General features: G+C 52.3%; 20 protein-coding genes and 1 tRNA gene. 2 read left to right on the forward strand and 19 right to left on the reverse strand.

The window, feature by feature from the left end:
* Positions 1 to 26: 26 nt before the first annotated feature.
* From TQ39_RS13510 to rbr, 9 genes are all read right to left on the reverse strand, one after another.
* Positions 27 to 1,181 (reverse strand): 1-deoxy-D-xylulose-5-phosphate reductoisomerase, encoded by a 1,155-nt coding sequence (locus TQ39_RS13510; RefSeq protein ID WP_009325537.1) that lies wholly within the window; start codon positions 1,179 to 1,181, stop codon positions 27 to 29.
* 14 nt (positions 1,182 to 1,195) lie between these two features.
* On the reverse strand, positions 1,196 to 2,062 hold the full coding sequence (locus tag TQ39_RS13515; protein WP_050005910.1) for a phosphatidate cytidylyltransferase: 867 nt from the start codon (positions 2,060 to 2,062) through the stop codon (positions 1,196 to 1,198).
* 20 nt (positions 2,063 to 2,082) lie between these two features.
* Positions 2,083 to 2,796, reverse strand: a complete 714-nt coding sequence (uppS, locus tag TQ39_RS13520; RefSeq protein ID WP_050005911.1) for a polyprenyl diphosphate synthase — start codon at positions 2,794 to 2,796, stop codon at positions 2,083 to 2,085.
* A gap of 91 nt (positions 2,797 to 2,887) precedes the next feature.
* Positions 2,888 to 3,442 (reverse strand): ribosome recycling factor, encoded by a 555-nt coding sequence (gene frr, locus TQ39_RS13525; RefSeq protein ID WP_009325534.1) that lies wholly within the window; start codon positions 3,440 to 3,442, stop codon positions 2,888 to 2,890.
* A gap of 20 nt (positions 3,443 to 3,462) precedes the next feature.
* A complete protein-coding gene (gene pyrH / locus TQ39_RS13530; protein WP_040910260.1) occupies positions 3,463 to 4,173 on the reverse strand; it encodes a UMP kinase in 711 nt (236 codons plus the stop codon).
* Between the two features lie 70 nt (positions 4,174 to 4,243).
* Positions 4,244 to 5,512, reverse strand: coding sequence for a sensor histidine kinase (locus TQ39_RS13535; protein WP_050005912.1), 1,269 nt, complete (start codon positions 5,510 to 5,512; stop codon positions 4,244 to 4,246).
* 18 nt (positions 5,513 to 5,530) lie between these two features.
* On the reverse strand, positions 5,531 to 6,277 hold the full coding sequence (locus tag TQ39_RS13540; protein WP_009325531.1) for a response regulator: 747 nt from the start codon (positions 6,275 to 6,277) through the stop codon (positions 5,531 to 5,533).
* Between the two features lie 9 nt (positions 6,278 to 6,286).
* The gene (locus tag TQ39_RS13545) at positions 6,287 to 6,592 is read right to left on the reverse strand and encodes a DUF6514 family protein (protein WP_009325530.1); all 306 of its coding nucleotides are present in this window, start codon (positions 6,590 to 6,592) and stop codon (positions 6,287 to 6,289) included.
* A gap of 214 nt (positions 6,593 to 6,806) precedes the next feature.
* Positions 6,807 to 7,343, reverse strand: coding sequence for a rubrerythrin (gene rbr / locus TQ39_RS13550; protein ID WP_009325529.1), 537 nt, complete (start codon positions 7,341 to 7,343; stop codon positions 6,807 to 6,809).
* A gap of 119 nt (positions 7,344 to 7,462) precedes the next feature.
* Here rbr and TQ39_RS13555 point away from each other — a divergent pair.
* Positions 7,463 to 7,538 (forward strand) — tRNA-Ala (locus TQ39_RS13555).
* Between the two features lie 139 nt (positions 7,539 to 7,677).
* On the opposite strand, the gene TQ39_RS13560 is transcribed toward TQ39_RS13555, so the two are convergent.
* From TQ39_RS13560 to TQ39_RS13600, 9 genes are all read right to left on the reverse strand, one after another.
* The gene (locus TQ39_RS13560) at positions 7,678 to 8,034 is read right to left on the reverse strand and encodes a DMT family transporter (RefSeq protein WP_050005913.1); all 357 of its coding nucleotides are present in this window, start codon (positions 8,032 to 8,034) and stop codon (positions 7,678 to 7,680) included.
* A complete protein-coding gene (locus TQ39_RS13565) occupies positions 8,027 to 8,407 on the reverse strand; it encodes an EamA family transporter (RefSeq protein WP_050005914.1) in 381 nt (126 codons plus the stop codon). The genes TQ39_RS13560 and TQ39_RS13565 overlap by 8 nt, the downstream gene beginning before the upstream one ends.
* Positions 8,385 to 9,359: a glycosyltransferase family 2 protein gene (locus tag TQ39_RS13570; protein ID WP_009325526.1), complete on the reverse strand. Its 975-nt coding sequence runs from the start codon at positions 9,357 to 9,359 to the stop codon at positions 8,385 to 8,387. The genes TQ39_RS13565 and TQ39_RS13570 overlap by 23 nt, the downstream gene beginning before the upstream one ends.
* 5 nt (positions 9,360 to 9,364) lie before the next feature.
* Positions 9,365 to 10,288 carry an NAD-dependent epimerase/dehydratase family protein gene (locus tag TQ39_RS13575; RefSeq protein WP_009325525.1) on the reverse strand — a complete coding sequence of 308 codons (924 nt, stop codon included), beginning with the start codon at positions 10,286 to 10,288 and terminating at the stop codon, positions 9,365 to 9,367.
* Positions 10,285 to 12,129: a thiamine pyrophosphate-binding protein gene (locus TQ39_RS13580; RefSeq protein ID WP_050005915.1), complete on the reverse strand. Its 1,845-nt coding sequence runs from the start codon at positions 12,127 to 12,129 to the stop codon at positions 10,285 to 10,287. Before TQ39_RS13580 ends, TQ39_RS13575 begins: the two co-directional genes overlap by 4 nt.
* 118 nt (positions 12,130 to 12,247) lie before the next feature.
* Positions 12,248 to 13,591, reverse strand: coding sequence for a lipopolysaccharide biosynthesis protein RfbH (gene rfbH / locus TQ39_RS13585; RefSeq protein WP_050005916.1), 1,344 nt, complete (start codon positions 13,589 to 13,591; stop codon positions 12,248 to 12,250).
* Between the two features lie 12 nt (positions 13,592 to 13,603).
* Positions 13,604 to 14,662: a CDP-glucose 4,6-dehydratase gene (gene rfbG / locus TQ39_RS13590; protein ID WP_050005917.1), complete on the reverse strand. Its 1,059-nt coding sequence runs from the start codon at positions 14,660 to 14,662 to the stop codon at positions 13,604 to 13,606.
* Entirely contained in the window at positions 14,663 to 15,439 is a 777-nt protein-coding gene (gene rfbF, locus TQ39_RS13595) for a glucose-1-phosphate cytidylyltransferase (RefSeq protein WP_050005918.1), read from the reverse strand. It lies immediately after the preceding gene.
* Between the two features lie 92 nt (positions 15,440 to 15,531).
* Complete coding sequence (locus TQ39_RS13600; protein WP_050005919.1) at positions 15,532 to 17,499, reverse strand: glucosyltransferase domain-containing protein; 1,968 nt, start codon at positions 17,497 to 17,499, stop codon at positions 15,532 to 15,534.
* Between the two features lie 288 nt (positions 17,500 to 17,787).
* Here TQ39_RS13600 and TQ39_RS21980 point away from each other — a divergent pair, with 288 nt between their 5' ends.
* Entirely contained in the window at positions 17,788 to 18,051 is a 264-nt protein-coding gene (locus TQ39_RS21980) for a transposase (protein ID WP_172726583.1), read from the forward strand.
* A gap of 438 nt (positions 18,052 to 18,489) precedes the next feature.
* Here TQ39_RS21980 and TQ39_RS13610 read toward each other — a convergent pair.
* The coding region (locus TQ39_RS13610) for a SpoIID/LytB domain-containing protein (RefSeq protein WP_156146322.1) at positions 18,490 to 20,769 on the reverse strand (2,280 nt) is incomplete at its 5' end.

The following is a 20,769-nucleotide window of genomic DNA, read 5'->3' on the forward strand; positions in this document are numbered from 1 at the left end:
AGCCCGGCGCGCCGCCGCCCATTCTTTTAGGATACATGTGCTAAAACATATGCGCGCGCCGCCGCGTCGCATGCATACACGTCATCCAGAGTATATGGCCCGCCGAAGGCTTCGCTGTCCACAACGCCCTCCACCAGCTCACCGATTTTCAGGAACGGAATGCGTCCCTCCAGAAACAGACGCACCGCCTCTTCGTTTGCGCCATTTGCAGCACACGGTGCAAGGCCGCCCTTGCCGATTGCTTTTTTACATGCCGCGAGGCAGCGGAAAGTAGCCTCATCCGCTGTGTCAAAAGTCAGCTCGTGCAGCTTTGTGAAGTCCAGCTCCGGCGCAGGGCCGGGCACACGCTCCGGCCAGGTAAGCGCGTACTGGATGGGAATGCGCATATCCGGCACCCCCAACTGTGCCAAAATGGAGTTGTCACTGAACTGCACCATCGAATGGATAATACTCTGGCGCTGTACCACCACCTGTACCTGCTCTGCCGGCAGGCCGAACAGCCAGACAGCCTCGATCAGCTCCAACCCTTTGTTCATCAGCGTGGCGGAATCAATGGTGATCTTGCTTCCCATGCTCCAGTTGGGATGGCGCAGCGCATCGTCCTTTGTAACATTCTGCAGCTCCTGCCGCGTGCGGCCGAAAAACGGCCCGCCGGAGGCCGTCAACAGTATCTTTTGCAGGCTTTTGGCCGAGTATTCGTCCTGTAAGCATTGGAAAATGGCCGAATGCTCACTGTCCACAGGCAGAAGCTTGACGTTATTCTCCCGGACGGCATCCGTCACGAGGGAACCTCCGGTGACAAGGCTCTCCTTGTTGGCCAGCGCCACATCCCGCCCGCTTTTGATGGCGGACAGCGTCGCGGCAAGCCCGGCAATGCCCACCACCGCGTTGAGCACGATGTCCGAGCCGTCCATAGCTGCCAATTCTTCAAGACCTTCTTTGCCTCGCAGAAGGACCGGCGCGCCCGGCATGCCGTGCAGCTCCCGGGCGGCGCGGTCCGCCGCCGCGTCATCCACAACAGCAATGCAATGAGGATGAAACTCCTGTACCTGTCGCAGCAGCAGCTCCACATTGGAATGCGCCGCCAGCCCAAACACGCTGTATTCCTGCGCACGGATAACATCCAGGCTCTGCGTACCGATAGAACCTGTGGAGCCAAGGACCGTGACCTTTTTTGTCATAATATCACGCCTCGTTATTTCGTAAAATAGTAAAATACCGCCGTCACGACCATTGCGACAAACGGCGCGATGAAAAGCACGCTGTCGAAGCGGTCCATAATGCCTCCGTGCCCGGGAAAGATGGTGCCGTAATCCTTGATGCCGCACTGGCGCTTGATCACAGAGGCAAACAGATCGCCCACGATCCCCAGCAGAGAGCCGAACCCACCCAGCAGCACAACGACCACATAGTACCGCCAGCCCAGCGTATCCAGAGGCACGCCGACAAGCTGCCCATGCAGCGCTGTATAGCATGCCGTAACAACAACGCCCAGCAGCATGCTTCCCATCACGCCGCCCACGGCTCCCTCGATGGTCTTGTTGGGGCTGACGACCGGCGCCAGCTTATGCTTGCCGAACGCGCGTCCCGCAAAATATGCGGCGGAATCCCCGCCCCAGGCAAAGCCCAAAATCAGGAAAATAAAATACAGCGCATCGTAGCCGTATGTCTCGCGCGGCAGAAGCTGCTTGAGATAAATGAGGGAATAAAAGCAGAACATGATGATGCAGGAAAACAGCACCATGCCGCCCAGCTTTGCATAATTGATGGACTTTGAATTGCCGATGACACACAAAACGAGGTACAACGCAAAAATGTAGGATGCCGGAAGCATACAGATGCGAACCATATGGAAATCGCTGAACATCACCAGCAGCGTATACGGCACAAAGCCCCAATAAATATACGCAGCCTTTTCAAACCGGAACGCCTTGAACACCTCATGGATGGCGAGCAGGCAAATGGCCGCAATGACGACGTTGAACACGAAGGTGTCGAACAGCGCCATCACCGCGAACAGTACCACCAGGCCGACTGCGGAGGTAATCACTCTTGTTTTCATAGCCATGCCTCGCTTTGCTTTCAAATTCCGCCGAAGCGGCGGCTGCGGGTATTGTATTCTTCAATGGCCCGGTCCAGATCCGCCCGGGTAAAATCCGGCCATAACACGTCCATATCCACAAATTCCGCATAAGACGCCTGCCACAGCATAAAATTGGAGAGCCTGTGCTCTCCGCTGGGGCGCAGAATGAAATCCGGATCTTTCTGCCCGGCGGTATACATTACGCCCGATACCGTCTCAATGTCGATGTCCTCAGGCCGCAGCAACCCCTGCTGTACACGGCGTGCCAGGATCTGCATCCCCCGCACGATCTCCTGCCGGCCGCCATAGTTGACAGCCACGTTGAGTACCGTACCGGTGTTGCCGCGGGTTTTTTCCTCGATATCGTTCATCTGCGCCTGGTATTTGGCGGGCAGCGCCGTGCGGTCGCCCAAAAACACCACACGGTTGTTCTCCTTCTGGTAATCGTACGCCATAATAAGGTATTCGCCGAACAGCTTCATAATGCCGTTGACTTCCTCCATCGGACGCGACCAGTTCTCGGTGGAAAACGCATAAAACGTGACGCAGGCGACCTCCAGCTCGTTGCAGTAGCGGATGATATCCCGAAACACCTCTGCGCCCCTGGTGTGGCCCGCAGTGCGCGGCAGGCCGCGTTTTTTGGCCCAGCGGCCGTTCCCGTCCATGATGATTCCGATGCTCAAGCCTTTTGCAAAGCCGGGTTCATGTGCCATAATGCTCTTGACTCCTTTGTAAAAATGAATGCCGCGCGGGCTGCCGCGCGGCACACATCCAGCCGTGGAAACGCCGCGTGCGCGGGCTCCGTCAGATTTCCATGATCTCTTTGTTTTTGGCCTCGCAGGTCTTATCGATCTCCTTGACAAATTTGTCGGTAATCTTCTGCATCTCATTTTCGAGATTTTTCAAATCGTCCTCTGTCAACTCGCCCGCCTTTTTCTTCGCTTTGAATTTGTCCAGCGCGTCACGGCGGACGTTGCGCACCGCGATTTTCGCTTCCTCACCCATGTGCATGGCTTCCTTGGTGAGCTGTTTGCGCCGTTCCTCCGTAGGAGCCGGGAAAACCAGACGCATCACGCGGCCGTCGTTGGTGGGATTGATACCAATATCAGAGGTAAGGATCGCCTTTTCAATGGCGTGCATCAAAGAAGCGTCCCAAGGGCTGATGGTGAGCACGCGCGCCTCTGCCACAGAAACCGCGGCCACCTGATTGATGGGCGTGGGCGTGCCATAATAATCCACCGTCACCTTATCGAGGATGGCGGGGTTCGCACGGCCCGCGCGGATCGTCGCATGCTCCTTTACAAGATGGTTGATGACGCCGGTCATTTTGTCTTCATAGGTCTTTGTCTCTGCGCTCATAATCGTCTCTCCTCTTTTCCTTATTGCTCGACCACGAGCGTGCCGATGGGCTCACCCGCTACTGCTTTTGCAATATTTTCGGGGTGCAGGATATCAAATACCAGAATGGGCAGCGAATTATCGCGGCACATCGTCGCAGCGGTGCTGTCCATCACGGCAAGCTGGTCCGCCAGCACACGGCTGAACGTAAGCGTGTCGTATTTTTTTGCATCTGCATATTTTTTGGGGTCCTTGTCGTAAACGCCGTCCACCATCGTCGCCTTGAAGATGATATCCGCGTTGATCTCCGCAGCGCGCAGCGCCGAAGCTGTGTCCGTGGAAAAGAACGGGTTGCCCGTTCCGCAGGCCAGAATGATGACTCTCCCTTTTTCCAGATGGCGGATGGCCCGGTTGCGGATATAAGGCTCGGCGATCTGCTGCATGGACAAAGCTGTCTGCACACGCACCTCTACGCCCAAATGCTCCAGGGCGTCAGCCACGGCCAGCGCATTCATGGCCGTGGCCAGCATACCGATCTGATCCGCACGGGTACGCTCCATCTCGCCGCTGGAGCGGCCGCGCCAAAAGTTGCCGCCGCCCACCACGATCGCGATCTCAGCACCCAAATCGTGGGCGTCTTTGATGCCTTTACAAATGGTCTGGATGGTATCCATGTCCAAGCCAAAGCCTTTGTCCCCGGACAGCGCCTCCCCGCTCAGTTTCAGCAACACGCGTTTGTATTTCACCGACATAGCAGCACCCCATCGAAGCAATTTCATTTTCTCATCTATTTTACATGATTTTACCTGTAAAGTAAAGCCGTCAAATATACTTTTGCGCAAGCGGCAGTTCTGCAAGCTCGATGCGAAGCATCGTTTCGCGGGAATCGCCGCTGTATGGCAGCGGCACACTGGAAAGCACATCTGTCTCCGCCCCAGGCAGACGTACCGGCAGCTCTACGATAAAACGCGCACCGCGCTCCGTCCGGTTTTCCGCATGAATTTCTCCCCCCTGCATCCGTGCAAACTGCTGCGCAATATACAGCCCCAGACCGGAGCCTCCCCGCTCCCCCTGCCCGCGCCAGAATTTTTCAAACAAGTGCGGCAGCGCCTGCTCGGGAATACCGCAACCATCGTCCTCCACAACGATACGCGCATACAGCCCATCCCTCTCCAGCAGAACGAACACCGCGCCGCCCCCGGGTGTGTGCTTAAGCGCATTGGAAAGCAAGTTCAGCACGATCCTGTCCAGACGCTGCGTATCGCACAGCAGACCGCACGGACCTTTGGAACGGTTTTCAAACCGCAGCGTAACGCCGCACGCCTGAGCATAAGGTCGGGCGCCCTCCACTGTTTCCGCAAGCGCAGCGGCAAGGTCCGTGTACTCTTCCGTCTGAACGTTTTTTACGTCCGCGTATTGCGCATCCAGAATGTTTGCCGCCAGACGCAGCGTCTTATACAAGTTCTGCTCCGCATAATCCAGATACTTTTCCACTCCGTCCGCAATATCCTTGCCAGGCCGGCACAGCCTGCGCCGCAGCAGCTGCAGCGAGGACAGCACAACCGTCAGAGGTGTCTTGAATTCATGAGACAGCATGGCCGCCTGTTCCCATTCTGAAGCAGAAGCCCCGCTTATCCCGACCGTCTCTTTCTCCCGGAACAGCTTCGGCAGACGCAGTGCAAGACTTCGCGTCAGGCGCTCGGCTCCGGCCAGAGCCGCATCCTCCGGGATTCCCAATACGCTGCACAAAGCAGCGCCGTGTACCGCGCCGTCCTCCGCCGGAAGCGGAAACAGCCAATTTCCCGCCTTGCCGCCGTTCTGCGCACAAACGCAAACAGGCTTGCCGGCGCAATGCGCCAGGCAAGCCAATATCATATCATCTTCGTTTTCCGTCCGGGCCCGTGTGATTTGCCCCGGGAACGTCAATTCCTTCAGCAAAGTACCGAGCCGGACCACAAATCGGACTTCCTCTGCTCCCAGCAGCGTCCTCAACGCCTCCGCTGCAGCCAGCAGGACTGCTTCCGCGCGCGTTTGCGGCGGAGCCGTCTGTTCAAAATATTGCAGCAACACCGCATTGACATCTATTCTCATGCGCCCGGCACGCCCCTCCTAGAGCAGATTGTGCAGCCGGATCCCCGCCGCCATCAGTGTAAGGAACCGGCCGTTGGACAAATGTAATGCATCTTCTTTATGTCCCAGCTTCAAGAGCGCATGCAGCGCTTCTGAATCCACCTCAAATATCTGCTGGATCACCTTTCGCAGCGCTTTTTCAACGCATTGCTCCGTAGTACCGTTCCGGGCCGCGATTTCCGCGTATACGTCCTTGCTCATCAGGCAGGTGCCCTGATGCGTAAGAAGAATCAGCAGTGCCTGTTCCAAATACAGAAATCCAACGGCGCTCGTCTGCACACCCAAGTCTATCACCGCTTTGGACACAATGTGCTCCAGTGTGCACTTCTTTTGGGAAGGGGCCTCGCCTGCAAGCGTACGGATGCGGCGCATCAGCAGCTCCAGCTGGTACGGCTTCAGCAGAAACCAATCTGCTCCCTGCGCCAACGCCGCCCGGGCAATATGTTCCTGCCCATACGCGCTGATCGCAATCACCTTCGGACGCTTCGGCGGCGGATTCTCCCGCAGCTCGTTGAGCAGATCCACACCGTCCATGTTGGGCATCACGATATCCAGGAGCAAAACGTCCGGCTGTTCCGTTTGGAGCTTGGCCAGCGCTTCAAGCCCATCACATGCTTGGCCGCAGCAGGCCATATCGGACTCCAGCTCCAATGCATCCTTCAGCAGGTCATTCTGGATCGGATCGTCCTCGGCGATCAGCACTCGGATCTTCGCGTTTTCATTCATACAGCCCACTCACTCTTCCGCGCCGCACGGCAAAAGGCCCGCGCGCCGGATGTCCTCCACAATCCCCCGCACGGCGCACGGCTCCACCGCATTTTCCCACAGGAAAACAAGAAGACGGCAAGTCCCCTCCTGCGTATCGCAGATTGCCCGGCAGGATTGCGTGTCCCGGCCTCCGGCCTGCAGCACCGTAACGGAAACCCCATAGCGAAGCGCACATCCCGGGTCTGTTGTAAGGGCATACTGCAAAATATGCGCGGACTGCAGCGGCCCTAAGTCTGTAAAATTGCGTGTATAGAGCACTTCCGTCGTTTTCATTGCCATTCCTCCACTTTTAAAACCAATATTTATGCAATATTGCTTTATAAGTGTAAAGGAGCAAAGGCACACCGTGCAAGCGAAAATTATCGACCATTTTCGACAAACGGTATTTTTTACAGTATATCACATTTTCCGGCGGCCGCAAAGGCGTTTGCAAAGAACGTCTGCGCGGATACAGTATATCCGCACAGACGTTTTGGGAAGACAGCACTCAATAGTTTTCGGCGCGCAGTTCAAAATAAGCTTGGGAATGCTTGCAGATAGGACACACCTGCGGTGCGGAGCTTCCACAATGGATATGGCCGCAATTGCGGCAAACCCAGATCATTTCCCCGCCCCGTTCGAACACAAGGCCTTCCTCAATATTCTGCACAAGGCGCAGATATCGCTCTTCATGCGTCTTTTCGATGTTTGCCACACCTTCGAACAGGAATGCAAGTTCATCAAAGCCTTCTTCCCGTGCTGTTTTGGCGAATTCCGCGTACATGTCGCTCCACTCATAATGCTCGCCCGTAGCTGCGTCTCTGAGATTTTCCAGCGTGTCCGCGATGCCGCCGTTGAGCGCCTTGAACCACAACTTTGCGTGCTCCCGCTCATTACCGGCCGTTTCCTCAAAAATCGCTCCGATTTGTCCGTAGCCTTCGCTCTTGGCTTTCGAGGCATAATAGGTATACTTATTTGTAGCCTGAGACTCCCCGGAAAAAGCCGTGATCAAATTGGCCTCTGTTTTCGATCCTCTGAGTTCCACTGCAGCGTCCTCCCACATGATAATTTTTTCAAAAAGCTCTTGACATTTTCTTTTGAATGTCTTATCCTATTATAGGTGACAGCACGGTGCTTCATTCACCGCCTGTCAAAAATAAGCGTGGGCCCGTAGCGCAGCTGGGAGCGCGTACGGTTCGCATCCGTAAGGTCGAGGGTTCGATCCCCTTCGGGTCCACCATAACGAAAAAAGCTGAACTTTTGCTCATTTGCAAAAGTTCAGCTTTTTGTTTTACAAAAGGCTCTGCACCTTAAAGGCACAGCACAATAGCTTTTTGATGCTATTTATCCTTTCGTTTAAATCCATCACACAAGCGCAATCAGCCTAGCGCATATACAACAATTCCCATAACAATCATACATAATGCCAAAATTTTTTTGCTGTTGAGTTTTTCTTTGAAAATCACAACACCGAAAACAGTAATATAAAAATAAGCTGTTGTTTCCAAAACGGGGCCAAGAGATACCGGCATTCCTTTATAGGCGAGGATGCCTAGCAACGTTGTACCAAAAAAAATCCCATATGCGAATATTACCAGTGGATTTAAATACTCTTGCACAACACTGCTATATTTGCGCATCGCAGCCTTTTTCAGCATTACCTGGCTCACCGATGAGAGGAATACCCCTAACAATGAAATCAGAGCATAAGGCAACACTGCAGAGAAATCAGTCATCTGTTGCCCTCCTCTTCTGTGATTTGCTGTCCGAGAATGCATACAATATTACGCCCACCACAATAATTGCCGCTCCAATACACTTTTGCAGCGTAATATCTTCCTGAAAAAGTAACGCTCCCCAAACCATGCCCCACACCACAGTCACAGCTTTGTTTGCGTATGCTGTGGTCAAAGGCATGCGTTTAATGATTTGTTGCCATAAAAGCGCATATATGCCTAGCAACAAAATCACCAGCCCATAGAAAAGAACGAACTTAAAGCTCAAGAAAGGCTGCTGCCCAGCCAACTTAGAACAAACCGGAGACAGGCTGAATATCAGCATCAATACATGCAGTAGCACATAAGTTTTAATCTTCTGTGCCTTTTCCATCTCTTTCCTCCTGTTTTTCAAAGTTCAATCGTTTTTCTTCCACGACCAGCGGACGATTCATAATACGGGCATTCATACTCATAATGTACTCACCCAACAGACCGATAAAAAACAGTTGAACACCTCCAAAAAAGCAGGTGAGAATGAGCATAGGTGCCGACCCGGCGATGAACCGGTCCCAGTAAACGAGCTTCATCACCAGATAGACCAATGCCAGCAAAAAGCTGATTCCCGATATCAGAAAACCAGCGAACGTGGCGAGGCGCAGCCCGACTTTTGTATAGCTGGTAAACGACAGCATGGCAGCATCATATAAACTGTACCAGTTGTTGTGCGTCTTTCCCGCGCGCCTCTGGGGCTGGGTATACTCTATATCCTTGCGCTCGTAGCCCAGCTCCGCTACAATCCCACGAATAAACGGCGTCGGATCTTTCAAATCACGCAAAACTTGCACGAAGCTTTTGTCATACAGTCCAAAGCCCGTGAAATGCTCAATCTGCTCTACGCTGCTCATTTTTTTAATCGCCTTATAATAACAAGAACGCAGAAAATAAACAAGCCTATTTTCCTTGCTGGAGGTTTTGATGCCGCAGACGATCTTGTATCCTTTTTCCCACTCACGGACAAAAACCGGAATCAAATCAACAGGGTCCTGAAAATCAGCGCAAATGGAAATGGTGCAGTCACCCGTCGTCTGTAAAATCCCATAGTAAGGGCTGTTGAATTGGCCAAAATTTTTCGCATTGAAAATCCCTTTTACCTTCGGATTTTCCTCACAAATTTTCTCGATGATACGCCGTGTTCCATCCGTCGATTTATTGTCGATAAACAGAATTTCATAATCGTACCCGGGCAATTCGCGCTCCAACTCATCTTTGACCGCCTCATAGATAGGGCGGGCATTTTCTTCCTCATTGTAGCACGGAATCATGATGCTGATTTTTTTCTTCATTCGTTTTATCTGCCTTTCGCCCAATCTACCGTTTTTTGAATTCCCTCTTCAAAGGACACCCGGGGACGGAAGCCCACATCCTGTGTTAGTGAGGATATATCGGCACACAAATACATTACCTGGTTTTCAGGATATGGCAACGCGCCAAGCGCCACAGGAAGCGCTGGATTCACTGCGTCGCGGATGGCGGCAATATAATTTTTCAAGCGCTGCGTCTGCCCGCTACCTAGAGGATATACCATCCCGCTTTTTCCTTTTTCCGCCATCAGCAGCAATGCCTGAGCTGCATCTTCGCTGTACAGATAATCCCATTCCTGTTCGCCCGGCGTATAGCGCGGACACTCCCCGCGCAAAAGCGCAGAAATACCGCTCATCACCATACTGTTTGGATTGTCATACGGACCGTACACGCTCAAGATGCGTGCCCAAACATGTTGTATGCCCTTTTGGGCACAAGCAATGCGCGTCATCTGCCCCGCGCATAATTTTGCGATGCCATACCCATTTTCCGGGAACACAGGCGTATCTGCGCAAAGCTTCCCCTCCACTCGGCCGTATTCCGCCTGACTACCAGCTCCCACAAAAATCTTGCACCCCAAAGACGCCGCAAGTTCCACAGCCTCCAGCGCATACTCCACATTTTTGTTTTGCTGAAACATATCATTGCGGGCCGCACCTACCGTCCCCGTCCAAGCCAAATGAAAAAACGCATCACAGCTGTCATCCAGTTCCACTGCAGCTTCCCGCAACCGTGTGAGATCTGCAAAGCATACCCGCACTCGCGGGTGCTGTGGGATATTTTCCCGCCGTACACTACCGGGTCGGCACAGCACAGTCACCGCAATGTCTCTTTCTGCCAATACCCGCACCAAAGCTGTCCCGACGGCGCCTGTCGCTCCCGTCACAATCGCTCTATGCAACGTCCTCATGCTTCCGGCACCATCGGGATAAACATATTCTGTGCAAGCTCTTCCCGCGGGAGAAAAGGAGCCAAGTCCTCCAGCGGAGGGGATACCAACGTACCGTTTTCCAAACGCTTGGTGGAGGATTTCGGCTCGAAAACTTGCTCTGTTGAAACAAATACTTCACAAAAAGTCGGCCCATCAACTGCAAGCGACTCCTCCACTACCCGCTGCATTTCTTTATTGGAGTGCGCCGCAAAGTATGGATAGCCAAACACCCGTGCCAATTTGCTGAAATCCGGGAAAGACAAATCTCCCGATTCCGGCCCGATACCGACTTTACAATGGTCTGCGAATAAATTGTTCTGTGTTTGACGGATGGAATGGTACCCCTCATTGTTAATCAGAAAAATTTTAATCGGCAGAGCGTTTGTGATAATCGTCTGCAATTCCTGAAGGTTCATCATAATGCTGCCGTCCCCTTCTAAGCAGACCGTCGTTCTTCTTTTATTGGCAACACAACCGCCAATGGCCGCAGGCAGACCATAGCCCATGGAGGCAACGGCATTGCTGTTAAAAAAACGTGTTCCTTCTTTAATAACATATGCCTGATGACCCGCAACGCAACAAGTGCCGTTACTCACAACTGTAAGCGTACGGGGCGGAAGTTGCGTGCTTAAATAGTCAACGAATGCATAGGCATTGGCGTGCAGCCCGTCTTCCTGCCAATGACGCGGCAAAACAACAGGATATTTTTCCTTCCATTTCCGACACGCCGTTACCCATTCCCTACCTTGAAAAAGCGGCTGCTCTATGCCGTTCAGCCGCGTGTTCATTTGCTCAAAAAAGTCCTTTGCATCCGCGTGAATGGGCATTTCTACATGTAAAGTATGTTTTTTCAATTCTGCCTCATCCACATCGACCATAATCACTTCGGCTTCACGCGCCCATGTCTTCCAGTTATATCCCACGACTCGAATCGGCAGACGGTTACCGACGGCCAGAATCAAATCTGCGTTTTGCACTGCGAAATTTCCGGGCCTGTTCCCCATATTTCCGCCGCGTCCCACATAGAAGGGATGTTCCGTCTCAATCAGGTCGATAGCGTCCCAATAAGTGCAAACCGGGATGCCAAGTTTTTCCACAGCGGAACGAAAGGCGTCGTATCCCCCTGAAAGGCGGATACCATTACCCGCGTACAGCACTGGACGCTTGGCAATTCGAATCTTTTCCAGCACTGTTTCCACCGTCTCTGCCGTGATCGATACTGGAAAAGACCGTGCATCCTCCGTCGGGTCGTAGCCGCGCAGGCCCTCTGTCTCAATCGTCATACCCTGGTAATTGACAGGGATGTCGATCCAACACGGTCCGGGCCGACCGTGCGTGGCCAGATAAAAGGATTTTTCCAGCATATAACGGATATCCGCCGGATCCTCCAGCATCGCGGCATATTTGCACATGCAGGAGACCGCCCGTGTAATGTCAAACTCCTGATCTCCCACCGCGCGTAGCGGCAGGCCGCCGGTAAAGCGTTCCGCATATCGCGCCGTGGTATCGTAACGCACCTGCCCGGAAATGACCAGCATCGGGATAGAATCCAGCCAACCGCCCAATACACCTGTAATTGCATTGGTTCCGCCCGGTCCTGTCGTAACGCACAGGGCTGCGATCCGGTTTTCCAAACGGGCATAGGACTCTGCCGCGATGGCACAGGCCTGTTCGTGGTGGTTAAACGTGCAGTGCAAACCAGCTTTATGCCCAAGGGCATCGTTTAAGTGCATCGCACCGCCGCCCGTCACCATAAAGCAGTCGGTAATGTCGTGTGCGGTCAAAAAATCTGCAACGTAATCTGCCAGGCGTATTTGCATATGCTCCTCCTAAGGTTATTTCTGCTTGTTGATTGGAGTATGAAATCGGCACTTGCACCTCTGACGCTCTTAGCAAAAACCATTGTTCTGCATGACAATAGTTTTTTGCCCATAGACTTTACTGCACCGCTTCCAATATCACCTTGGCCATATAGTCGAGCATTTCATCCGTCATGCCAGGATACACGCCTACCCAAAAGGTATTGTTCATGATGAAATCTGTATTTTCCAAGCCGCCGACAACCCGGTAACCCCGACCGGTGGCGCGCATCTCGTCAAAGCAAGGATGTTTAATAAGATTGCCGGAAAACAGAAGGCGTGTCTGCACATTGTGCTCTTCTACATAGCGAGTCACGGCATTGCGGTCGAGACCGGATTCCGGACGCAGCGAAATCAAAAAGCCGAACCAACTGGGGCGGCTGCTCGGACACGGCTCTGGAAGAATGAGTTTATCGCTCGCATGCGCAAGTGCGGCACGCAGGCGCTCCCAATTGTGGCGACGGCGCTCAATAAAAGAAGGGAATTTTTTCAGCTGTTCGCATCCGATGGCAGCCTGCATATCTGTTACTTTCAAATTATAACCGAAGTGGCTGTACACATATTTATGGTCATACCCCTGCGGGAGTTCACCGTACTGCCCGTCAAACCGATGCCCACAGAAGTTGTCACGGCCGGACGGACACACACAATCACGCCCCCAGTCACGAAAGCTCTTGATGAGGCGGTTCAATTTGGGATCGTTGGTATACACACAACCGCCCTCGCCCATCGTCATGTGATGGGGCGGATAGAAACTTGACGTACCGATATCTCCGATGGTCCCGGTGTATTTTGTTTCACCACGGATGGTATACTGTGTGCCCAGCGCGTCGCAATTATCCTCTACCAGCCACAGGTCGTACTTGTCGCAGAAAGCCTTTACTGCGCTCAGATCAAACGGATTGCCCAGCGTGTGCGCAACCATCACCGCTTTTGTTTTTTCGCTGCGGGCTGCCTCCAGCTTCGACACATCAATGTTGTACTGCGGAATGGTCACATCAACAAACACCGGCACTGCACCGTACTGGATCGCGGGCGTTACCGTAGTAGGAAAACCGCATGCCACGGTGATGATTTCATCGCCTTTTTTGATGCGTCGCTCACCCAATTCCTGTGCTGTCAGCGCCATGAATGCAAGAAGGTTCGCAGAGGAACCGCTGTTTACCAGATTTGCATATTTAACACCCAGCCACTGGGCAAACTCTTTTTCAAACTGATCCGAAAAGCGGCCAGTCGTCAGCCAAAAGTCCAATGTGGCATCCGCAAGTGCGCACATCTCTTTTTCATCAAAAACACGGGCCGCATAAGTGATGCGGTCACCTTCCTGAAAAGGGACTTTCTTCTCCTTGTATGCGTGATAGTACTCTGCCACGCTTTTCAGAATTTCAGCGCGCGCCTGTGTCTCTGTCATATTTTCAAACATACGTTTACCCCTTTACCGCTTAAAAAACGCTTCGATTTCCCTATCCATTTCCGCCCGGACATCTTCGCCCGCAAGCCAAGCACGTGTCCATGCTACAGTGTTTTCCACCGCATCTGCAATATGCCACTGCGCCTGCCAGCCAAACACCGTTTTCAGTCTACTACAGTCCAATTTTAAAAAGTTCGCTTCATGCGGGCCTTCCGCCGCGCATTTTTTCCAGTTTTGCCCTTCTCCCCATGCGCGGCAGAACATCTCTACAAGAGCGCCTGTTGTAACACAATCACAATCATCAGGCCCTACATTGTAGTAGCCCGCAAAATCGGTGTCCTCATACTGTTTCTGCGCAATCATCAGATAGGCACGCAAAGGCTCCAATACATGCTGATACGGACGGGTAGAATACGGGTTCCGCACAACAACAGTTTTTCTTTCCATTGCTGCTCGGATGCAGTCTGGAATGATACGATCATTGGCAAAATCACCTCCGCCGATGACATTACCCGCACGCGCTGTAGAAACAGCAACCGATTTTTGTTCAAAAAAACTGTTTTTATAGCTATGTGTCACAAGTTCCGAACAGCTCTTACTGTTTGAATAGGGGTCGAAGCCGTCCAACGAATCGTTTTCGCGGTATCCCCATTCCCATTCATTGTTGTGATAGACCTTATCAGTCGTGATATTCACAACTGAGCGAGGAGGCGTGCCATCAGCGAGACGCACGCATTCCAAGAGGTTTACTGTTCCCATCACATTCGTTTCATAGGTATAACGCGGATCCTTGTAGCTGTCGCGCACGATAGGCTGAGCTGCAAGATGCAACACAATTTCCGGATCAGCTGCATCAAAGGCTTTTTTCAGTGCCGCCATATCTCGAATATCCCCAATGACAGAATGTACATCACGTTCGATTTTCGCAATTTCAAACAGGTTGGGATTAGTCGGCGCCGGTAGACTATACCCTGTCACCTCTGCTCCGAACTTTGCAAGGATGTGGCAAAGCCAACTTCCCTTAAAGCCTGTATGCCCTGTAACAAAAACGCGTTTTCCGTTAAAAAAATCAGAATCCAGCATTTACTCCTCCCACACTTTCCAGGGAGCTTGCCCGGAAGCCCACATTTCCTCCAGCTTCTGTTTCTCTCTCTGCGTGTCCATACACTGCCAGAAGCCGTCATGCTTATACGCTATTAGCTGACCATCTTTTGCAAGATTTTCTAAAGGTGCCTTCTCCAATACGGTGGAATCTCCTTCGATATATTCAAACATCTGCGGCTCACATACCATAAAGCCCACGTTGATCATACTTCCATCGGATTCGCTTTTTTCACGGAAGCCAGAAATCTCATTATTCTTTTCGATTTCAAGCACGCCAAAACGCTGTCCAATGTTCGTTGCTGTCATCGTGCAGTATTTGCCGTGACTCTTATGATATTCCAAGAGCTTTGCGATGTCCACATCCGACACACCGTCGCCGTACGTCAGGAAGAATGGCTCGTCGCCTACAAATTTGCGAATGCGCTTGACGCGTCCGCCTGTCATTGTGTTGAGGCCCGTGTCCACCACGGTCACCCTCCACGGCTCCGCAAAGTTGTCGTGCACCTCCATCGAATTCGTCTGCAGATCAAACGTGATATCCGACGTGTGCAGGAAGTAATCCGCAAAGAATTCTTTGATGACATGCTGCTTATAGCCCGCACAGATGACGAACTCGTTAAAACCGTAGTGAGAATACAGCTTCATAATATGCCACAAAATGGGCTTCTCCCCAATCTCAATCATTGGCTTGGGTTTTAGATGGCTTTCTTCTGAAATCCGCGTGCCGAACCCCCCGGCCAAAAGTACGACTTTCATTTTTATCCTCCATCCTGCAACGGCAACTGATGGATGTGTCCTTGCGGCCGCCTCTCATCCCGTATACCGATTTTCTCACATTTTCCAATCCCTTACCACACACAATAGGCGTTATTCTGCAGGATCACACGGGATCGCTGTCCATTTTGGAGCAAAACTCCAAGCTGGTAATTTCCCGGTGTAATGCCCGAGAGATTGAACGACATGCTGAAGCCCGATTGCGTGTAATCATACCCGTCATCCAGATATTCATTGATGTCTGCGCGATCAACCTGCGTAGCCGCAACAACGTACTGGCAGTCTTCCTCTTCATTCAGCAAAACGAGCGAAAGATTCGCTCCCCAGCTATTCTCCCCTAGGAACGCATACCATCCGCCGCACACCATGCTATTGTCACCTTCGCACCAGAAGTCGCCTTCGACCGAGGCTGTCGAGTCGTCAAACTTCTCAAGGAATTCGTCTCTTGAGAGAGTGTAAATTTCATACAGCGGCGGTCCCAAACGCACCAAGATGTATTCGGGATACTCCCGGAGATAGCCGTTTTCAGGCCAATTGCTGAGTTCCGTTGCACGGATACGCACCGTCTCTTGAAATTCCCGATACGCCTCCCCCGTCGCCGCAAGGCCCGCCGGGCTGCGGAGCGTGTAACCGTGTTGCGCAAAGAAATCATAGATCCGACCGGATGACAGCTCACTTTCAGGTGACCACTTACGATCCCAACCGAATATGGAGCTTCCTGCAACTTCATCTGTTAATACATACTCCGATTCCGACATGCAGCCGATGAACAACACCGGCTTGTCGAGTTCCGCACCAACCTCCAATTGCAGATCATTCACAATCTGCTGCATGCGGTTAACATCCTGCTCATACTTTCTGTAATCAACATAAAACAGCTGCGTCATGGCGTACGACTGGCGGAGCACACACAACACACACAGAAACATTGCTGCGTATCCGAGGACTGTTTGCGTGCGCGGACTTTTGACCAGTGCATGCAAAAAAGCGAATGCCGCTGCCGCTGCGAAGCCCGTCCACAGCGCCCAGTAATCCAAGATGCGCGTCGGAAGATCGGGATTCGCCGTAACGATATACGGAGCGAACGGCAGGACACAATAAGCCGCCGCACACAGTCCCAACCAGGGGTTTTTCCTCTGAACTGCGAGGGCAATCCCTGCTGCGAAGAACAGTACAAGCGCAATCAGAAACGTTCGGAAGGCCTCGTTTGTCTGAAAGCCCGAAAGCAATCGCTCCGCCACAGTTTTTAGCGTCCATGCCAGTGACATCAGCGGGGAGGACCAATCGTATTTCATATAGCGATCGACATATCCGCTGTCCGACACACCGACAAACATTCGCAGCAGCGACGTTCCTACTGAGGAAAGCACATAACCAGCCGCAAATGTCGCAAGCAACATCGCCAGCAACTGGAACAGCTTTGCGCACTTTTGATAGTACGGCCCTTCCGGATTCATCTGCGTGACAATTGCAATCTGGAAAGCCATCGTCATACACGCAGCTACAACTGTCTTTTCGAACAGCATTGCCACGGAAAGCGCCGCTACTGCGCCCAACAGCCAACCGACACGCCGCCGGCCTCTCTCCCGGTGCGCAGCAAGCAGGCATCCTAGGCCGGACGCGCACAGCAACCATTGGAACGGCGTGGAGAAAACACATTCCGAAAACAGGAAACGCTCAGCCAAAAGCGGGAACGACAGTGTCACCGTCGCCGACACTGTTGCAGCGGCCGTGGAGAAACGTCCATTGGAGGAATTGCGCAGCAAATGTGTCAACAAAACGACAACGCCGATGAATACCAGAACACCAAGTGTCTCTCTCCACACTGGTGTAAATTTATAGATGTCGGCCAAAAACCGGATGAGGATATATCCGACCCTGCCTTGCGCCGCCAACGAATTATTTCCGAAATAATTCCCGTATGCCTCGTCATCTATACCTATAGAAACTTGCGAAATCAAAAAGCCATATGACAAAAGTGCAGCCGTGATTATGCTGACCCAAAAAATCTTTTTTGAATTTTTTTGGAGAAAGGTGCTCATAAAATCTTAATCTCCTTCAATGATCATGACACACTACTTTGGTGAAAATATTTATTGACATTAAATATTTGATTATCATCAATATCATTCGTATGCTAGTATCGTCAATCACAACTTGGCAGGTGCAATAATATAGAATACGTTATATGTTCTTGAGAAGAGATAGCATACCATGCTCAAAAAGGAGAACAATGTGAGCTTGATCAATTTCTTCCAGTGGTGCGCAGCCACAATCAAAATGTCGCCAAACTCGTAGTTAAAGACAAGTGCCTTGGTATATTAGAAACGATGGGAGAAGTATTTCCTGAAGCTAAGTGCCAGCGCTGTACCGTACACTTTTGTCGCGATGTATTTTCTGTGACGCCTCGCTCCAAGATAAAGCTAGCGACCGAGATGCTCAAGGCGATTCACGCTCAGGAAAGCAAGAATGCTGTCAGAGAAAAAGCGACAGTTATGGTGGAGGAGCTGTGCTCTATGAAACCGAAAGGGGGTGCAAAGAAAGTGGAGGATGGCATTGAAGAAACACTTGATCTACTGCGATTTTCCCAGTGAACACTGAATCCGAACCCGCATCAACAATGTCATTGAAAGATTGAACCGAGAGATCTGCCGCCGCCCCATGTAGGGGCAGCTTTCCGTGCGACAACACCATTCTCACGCTGATTTATGCCCACTGCGCCATATTGTCGGCACCCAGTGGGGCAACAAGAAGCACATGAACATGAAGCATCCGTGGACTAATATTGAGGATACCGCCATTGCTGGCTGACTTCATTCATGCCTGGGCCTGCAACCCATTTTTCGAAAACCCTTGGCACTACCGCTTCCAATGAAAAAGGTCACGTTGCAAAACAGCCCGTTCCCCCATAATCGCAAAAATCGGCCTTCAAAAGAAGCTCAAACAGCTTCCTTTGAAGGCCGATTCGTCTTGATATATTTGTTTGTTCAAAGCGCTATTACATTTCCATTTTGTAACGCGCGCTTTTCCTGTCAGACAACCTTTGCGCCATTATAATAGTGTTCCAAAATCTGCTTGTAGTTCCAGCCCTCGTTGGCAATGTACCCGGCAGTGCCGCACTGGCTCATGCCGACACCGTGGCCGTTTCCATACGACTTGATCGTCCACAAACCATCACTGTAGGTAAATGACTCAATGTTCATGCTGATTACACCCAAACAGTGCGCCAGAAAATCATCCGGACGAATATTCACTGTTCCCGCTGTGGTATTGGCCGTTATCTTATATACATTTCCATGCATATCCGTCTGGACGCTGATCCACTGGGACGGATCGCCCGAGGGCAGATAGCCGGCCATCTCCTGAATGCTATTACGCATCTGCTCCTGTGTTGTTGTATAAGTCCATGGGAAAGTTGGTTTCTTCTCAGAACCGACAAAGTAGCCGGTATCAAACTGGCTGTCGTACTTGCTCTCCACACTGGTCAGGTACGGCTGCGCCGTCCAGCCCATGTTAGCCGCCGAGTTCGTGTGGCTGCCGGAGCTGGCGGTATACACCGCGTTGATGACGGAACCGTTGTAGACGAGCATCTGGTTCTTCACGGCCTCCACCGCATCGCTCAGGCCCACAAAGCTGCCATAAGCTGTCAGTCCAACGCTCGGCGTGCCACCGGCGTTCAGCACCGATACCAGATACGAGTGCGCCGCCACAGCCTGCGCCTTGTACAGTTCTGCTCTCTCTCCCGCGCCTGTCAGGCCAAGACCGCCGCCCACTTCATTCGCCACGATCTGCTTGACGATCTCCGTGATGTTGCCGGACACATTTTTATTTGTGTTTTCATCATACACGGTGATGGTGGTATAGTTGCCAGTATAGTTTGTAACGGGATGGAACGTATAGCTCTCGTAGCTGTAGTTGAGATCCACCCGGCCGTTGATGCCGTTCACCGTGCCGCTGTTGCTGTATTGCCACATCACATAGCCGCTCGTCTGCGGCGCCGTGCTGCTCCAGCGGGCGATCCATGCGTTGTAGCCCTCTTTGATCAGTTGCTGGCCATTGAACCAGCTCTGTGCATAGTTGTCGCTCGTGTAGAAGCCAGACTGCGTGCCCAGCATCTGCTCGACACAGTCCATACCGGTGCGCACCGCCTCCGTACGGGACTCATACGTCGTGTGCTGGTTCAGCCAGTTGTAGTCCTCATAGTCGATGTAGAACGGCATGTCCAGCACGACGCCGGCCTGCTTGAGGTTCTTCCACTCGGAGGAATTTGCAATGAACCGCACCTCCTGCGCGGCCTCTGTGCCGTTGAACGCCTCGCTGAACCAATACGCGCCCACTAGCAGCCCGGCAGACTTTGCGCCGTACACATTCTGCACGAACATGGTATCCATCACATAGCTGTTGCTCGCATTGCTCCAGTGCATGGCGCGGACGATCACGAAGGAGATCCCGTCCGCCTTCACCTTATTCCAGTCGATCACGCCGTTGTGGGAGGAGACGTCGATGCCGCGGTTGCCTATCAGCGCACCCGTTTCAAGATCAAAATAGTAGTCGACTCCATCAATTCTCTGCAATCCATACTGGACGTTCTGATACAATGGGTGGAAATAGTAACGGTCGTCCCCGACCCACTGCAGTCCGCGATACGCCTTGCCATCTGCACCCACATAATATTTCCAGTCGTGTGACCCCACCCAAGAATTCAATAAAACGCTGTCGTCTCCTTGAATGAAATACAGTTCATTATTGATGGTCTGCCAACCGCCAGTCGACGACGTCGCGCCGTAAATGTTCTGATACTGGCCGAACAGATAACTCTTGCCGTCGATCTCGTGCAGACCTTCCTTGTATGCCTTGCCGTTCGCGCCTACGTAGTACTTCCACGGGTTTGCGCCGATCCATGAGTTCGTAAGAACGCTGTCGTCCGCCGCGATGAAGTACAGGTCGCCATTGATGGTCTGCCAGCCGCCAGCCGACGACGTCGCGCCATAGATATTCTGATACTGGCCGAACAAATAGCTCTTGCCATCGATCTCGTGCAGGCCTTCCTTGTATGCCTTGCCGTCCGCGCCCACGTAGTACTTCCACGGGTTTGCGCCGATCCACATACTGCGTGCGAGCGTACCATCCCACTGGAAGTAATACAAATCTTCATCCAGTGTTTTCCACGCTGATGTGGTCACCGTCTTGTACACCGGATCAAAATAGTACGTGTTCGTCTCGACATCCTGCATCCCAGATACCGCTTTACCGTCCGCGCCGACGTAATACCGCCATGGGTCTGCGCCAATCCACGTGTTCAGCAGGACGCT

Source organism: Ruthenibacterium lactatiformans, assembly GCF_000949455.1.
GTDB lineage: Bacteria > Bacillota > Clostridia > Oscillospirales > Ruminococcaceae > Ruthenibacterium > Ruthenibacterium lactatiformans.

What these genes read in the sequence shown, in the direction of transcription:
- TQ39_RS13600 (WP_050005919.1), bottom strand. Translation starts at nt 17,499, where the DNA reads ATGAGCACCTTTCTCCAAAAAAATTCAAAAAAGATTTTTTGGGTCAGC.
- TQ39_RS13540 (WP_009325531.1), bottom strand. Translation starts at nt 6,277, where the DNA reads ATGAATGAAAACGCGAAGATCCGAGTGCTGATCGCCGAGGACGATCCG.
- TQ39_RS21980 (WP_172726583.1), top strand. Translation starts at nt 17,788, where the DNA reads ATGGGAGAAGTATTTCCTGAAGCTAAGTGCCAGCGCTGTACCGTACAC.
- frr (WP_009325534.1), bottom strand. Translation starts at nt 3,442, where the DNA reads ATGAGCGCAGAGACAAAGACCTATGAAGACAAAATGACCGGCGTCATC.
- rfbF (WP_050005918.1), bottom strand. Translation starts at nt 15,439, where the DNA reads ATGAAAGTCGTACTTTTGGCCGGGGGGTTCGGCACGCGGATTTCAGAA.
- pyrH (WP_040910260.1), bottom strand. Translation starts at nt 4,173, where the DNA reads ATGTCGGTGAAATACAAACGCGTGTTGCTGAAACTGAGCGGGGAGGCG.
- TQ39_RS13575 (WP_009325525.1), bottom strand. Translation starts at nt 10,288, where the DNA reads ATGAGGACGTTGCATAGAGCGATTGTGACGGGAGCGACAGGCGCCGTC.
- TQ39_RS13515 (WP_050005910.1), bottom strand. Translation starts at nt 2,062, where the DNA reads ATGAAAACAAGAGTGATTACCTCCGCAGTCGGCCTGGTGGTACTGTTC.
- TQ39_RS13570 (WP_009325526.1), bottom strand. Translation starts at nt 9,359, where the DNA reads ATGAAGAAAAAAATCAGCATCATGATTCCGTGCTACAATGAGGAAGAA.
- TQ39_RS13565 (WP_050005914.1), bottom strand. Translation starts at nt 8,407, where the DNA reads ATGGAAAAGGCACAGAAGATTAAAACTTATGTGCTACTGCATGTATTG.
- TQ39_RS13535 (WP_050005912.1), bottom strand. Translation starts at nt 5,512, where the DNA reads ATGAGAATAGATGTCAATGCGGTGTTGCTGCAATATTTTGAACAGACG.
- rfbG (WP_050005917.1), bottom strand. Translation starts at nt 14,662, where the DNA reads ATGCTGGATTCTGATTTTTTTAACGGAAAACGCGTTTTTGTTACAGGG.
- TQ39_RS13560 (WP_050005913.1), bottom strand. Translation starts at nt 8,034, where the DNA reads ATGACTGATTTCTCTGCAGTGTTGCCTTATGCTCTGATTTCATTGTTA.
- TQ39_RS13580 (WP_050005915.1), bottom strand. Translation starts at nt 12,129, where the DNA reads ATGCAAATACGCCTGGCAGATTACGTTGCAGATTTTTTGACCGCACAC.
- uppS (WP_050005911.1), bottom strand. Translation starts at nt 2,796, where the DNA reads ATGGCACATGAACCCGGCTTTGCAAAAGGCTTGAGCATCGGAATCATC.
- TQ39_RS13545 (WP_009325530.1), bottom strand. Translation starts at nt 6,592, where the DNA reads ATGAAAACGACGGAAGTGCTCTATACACGCAATTTTACAGACTTAGGG.
- rfbH (WP_050005916.1), bottom strand. Translation starts at nt 13,591, where the DNA reads ATGTTTGAAAATATGACAGAGACACAGGCGCGCGCTGAAATTCTGAAA.
- TQ39_RS13510 (WP_009325537.1), bottom strand. Translation starts at nt 1,181, where the DNA reads ATGACAAAAAAGGTCACGGTCCTTGGCTCCACAGGTTCTATCGGTACG.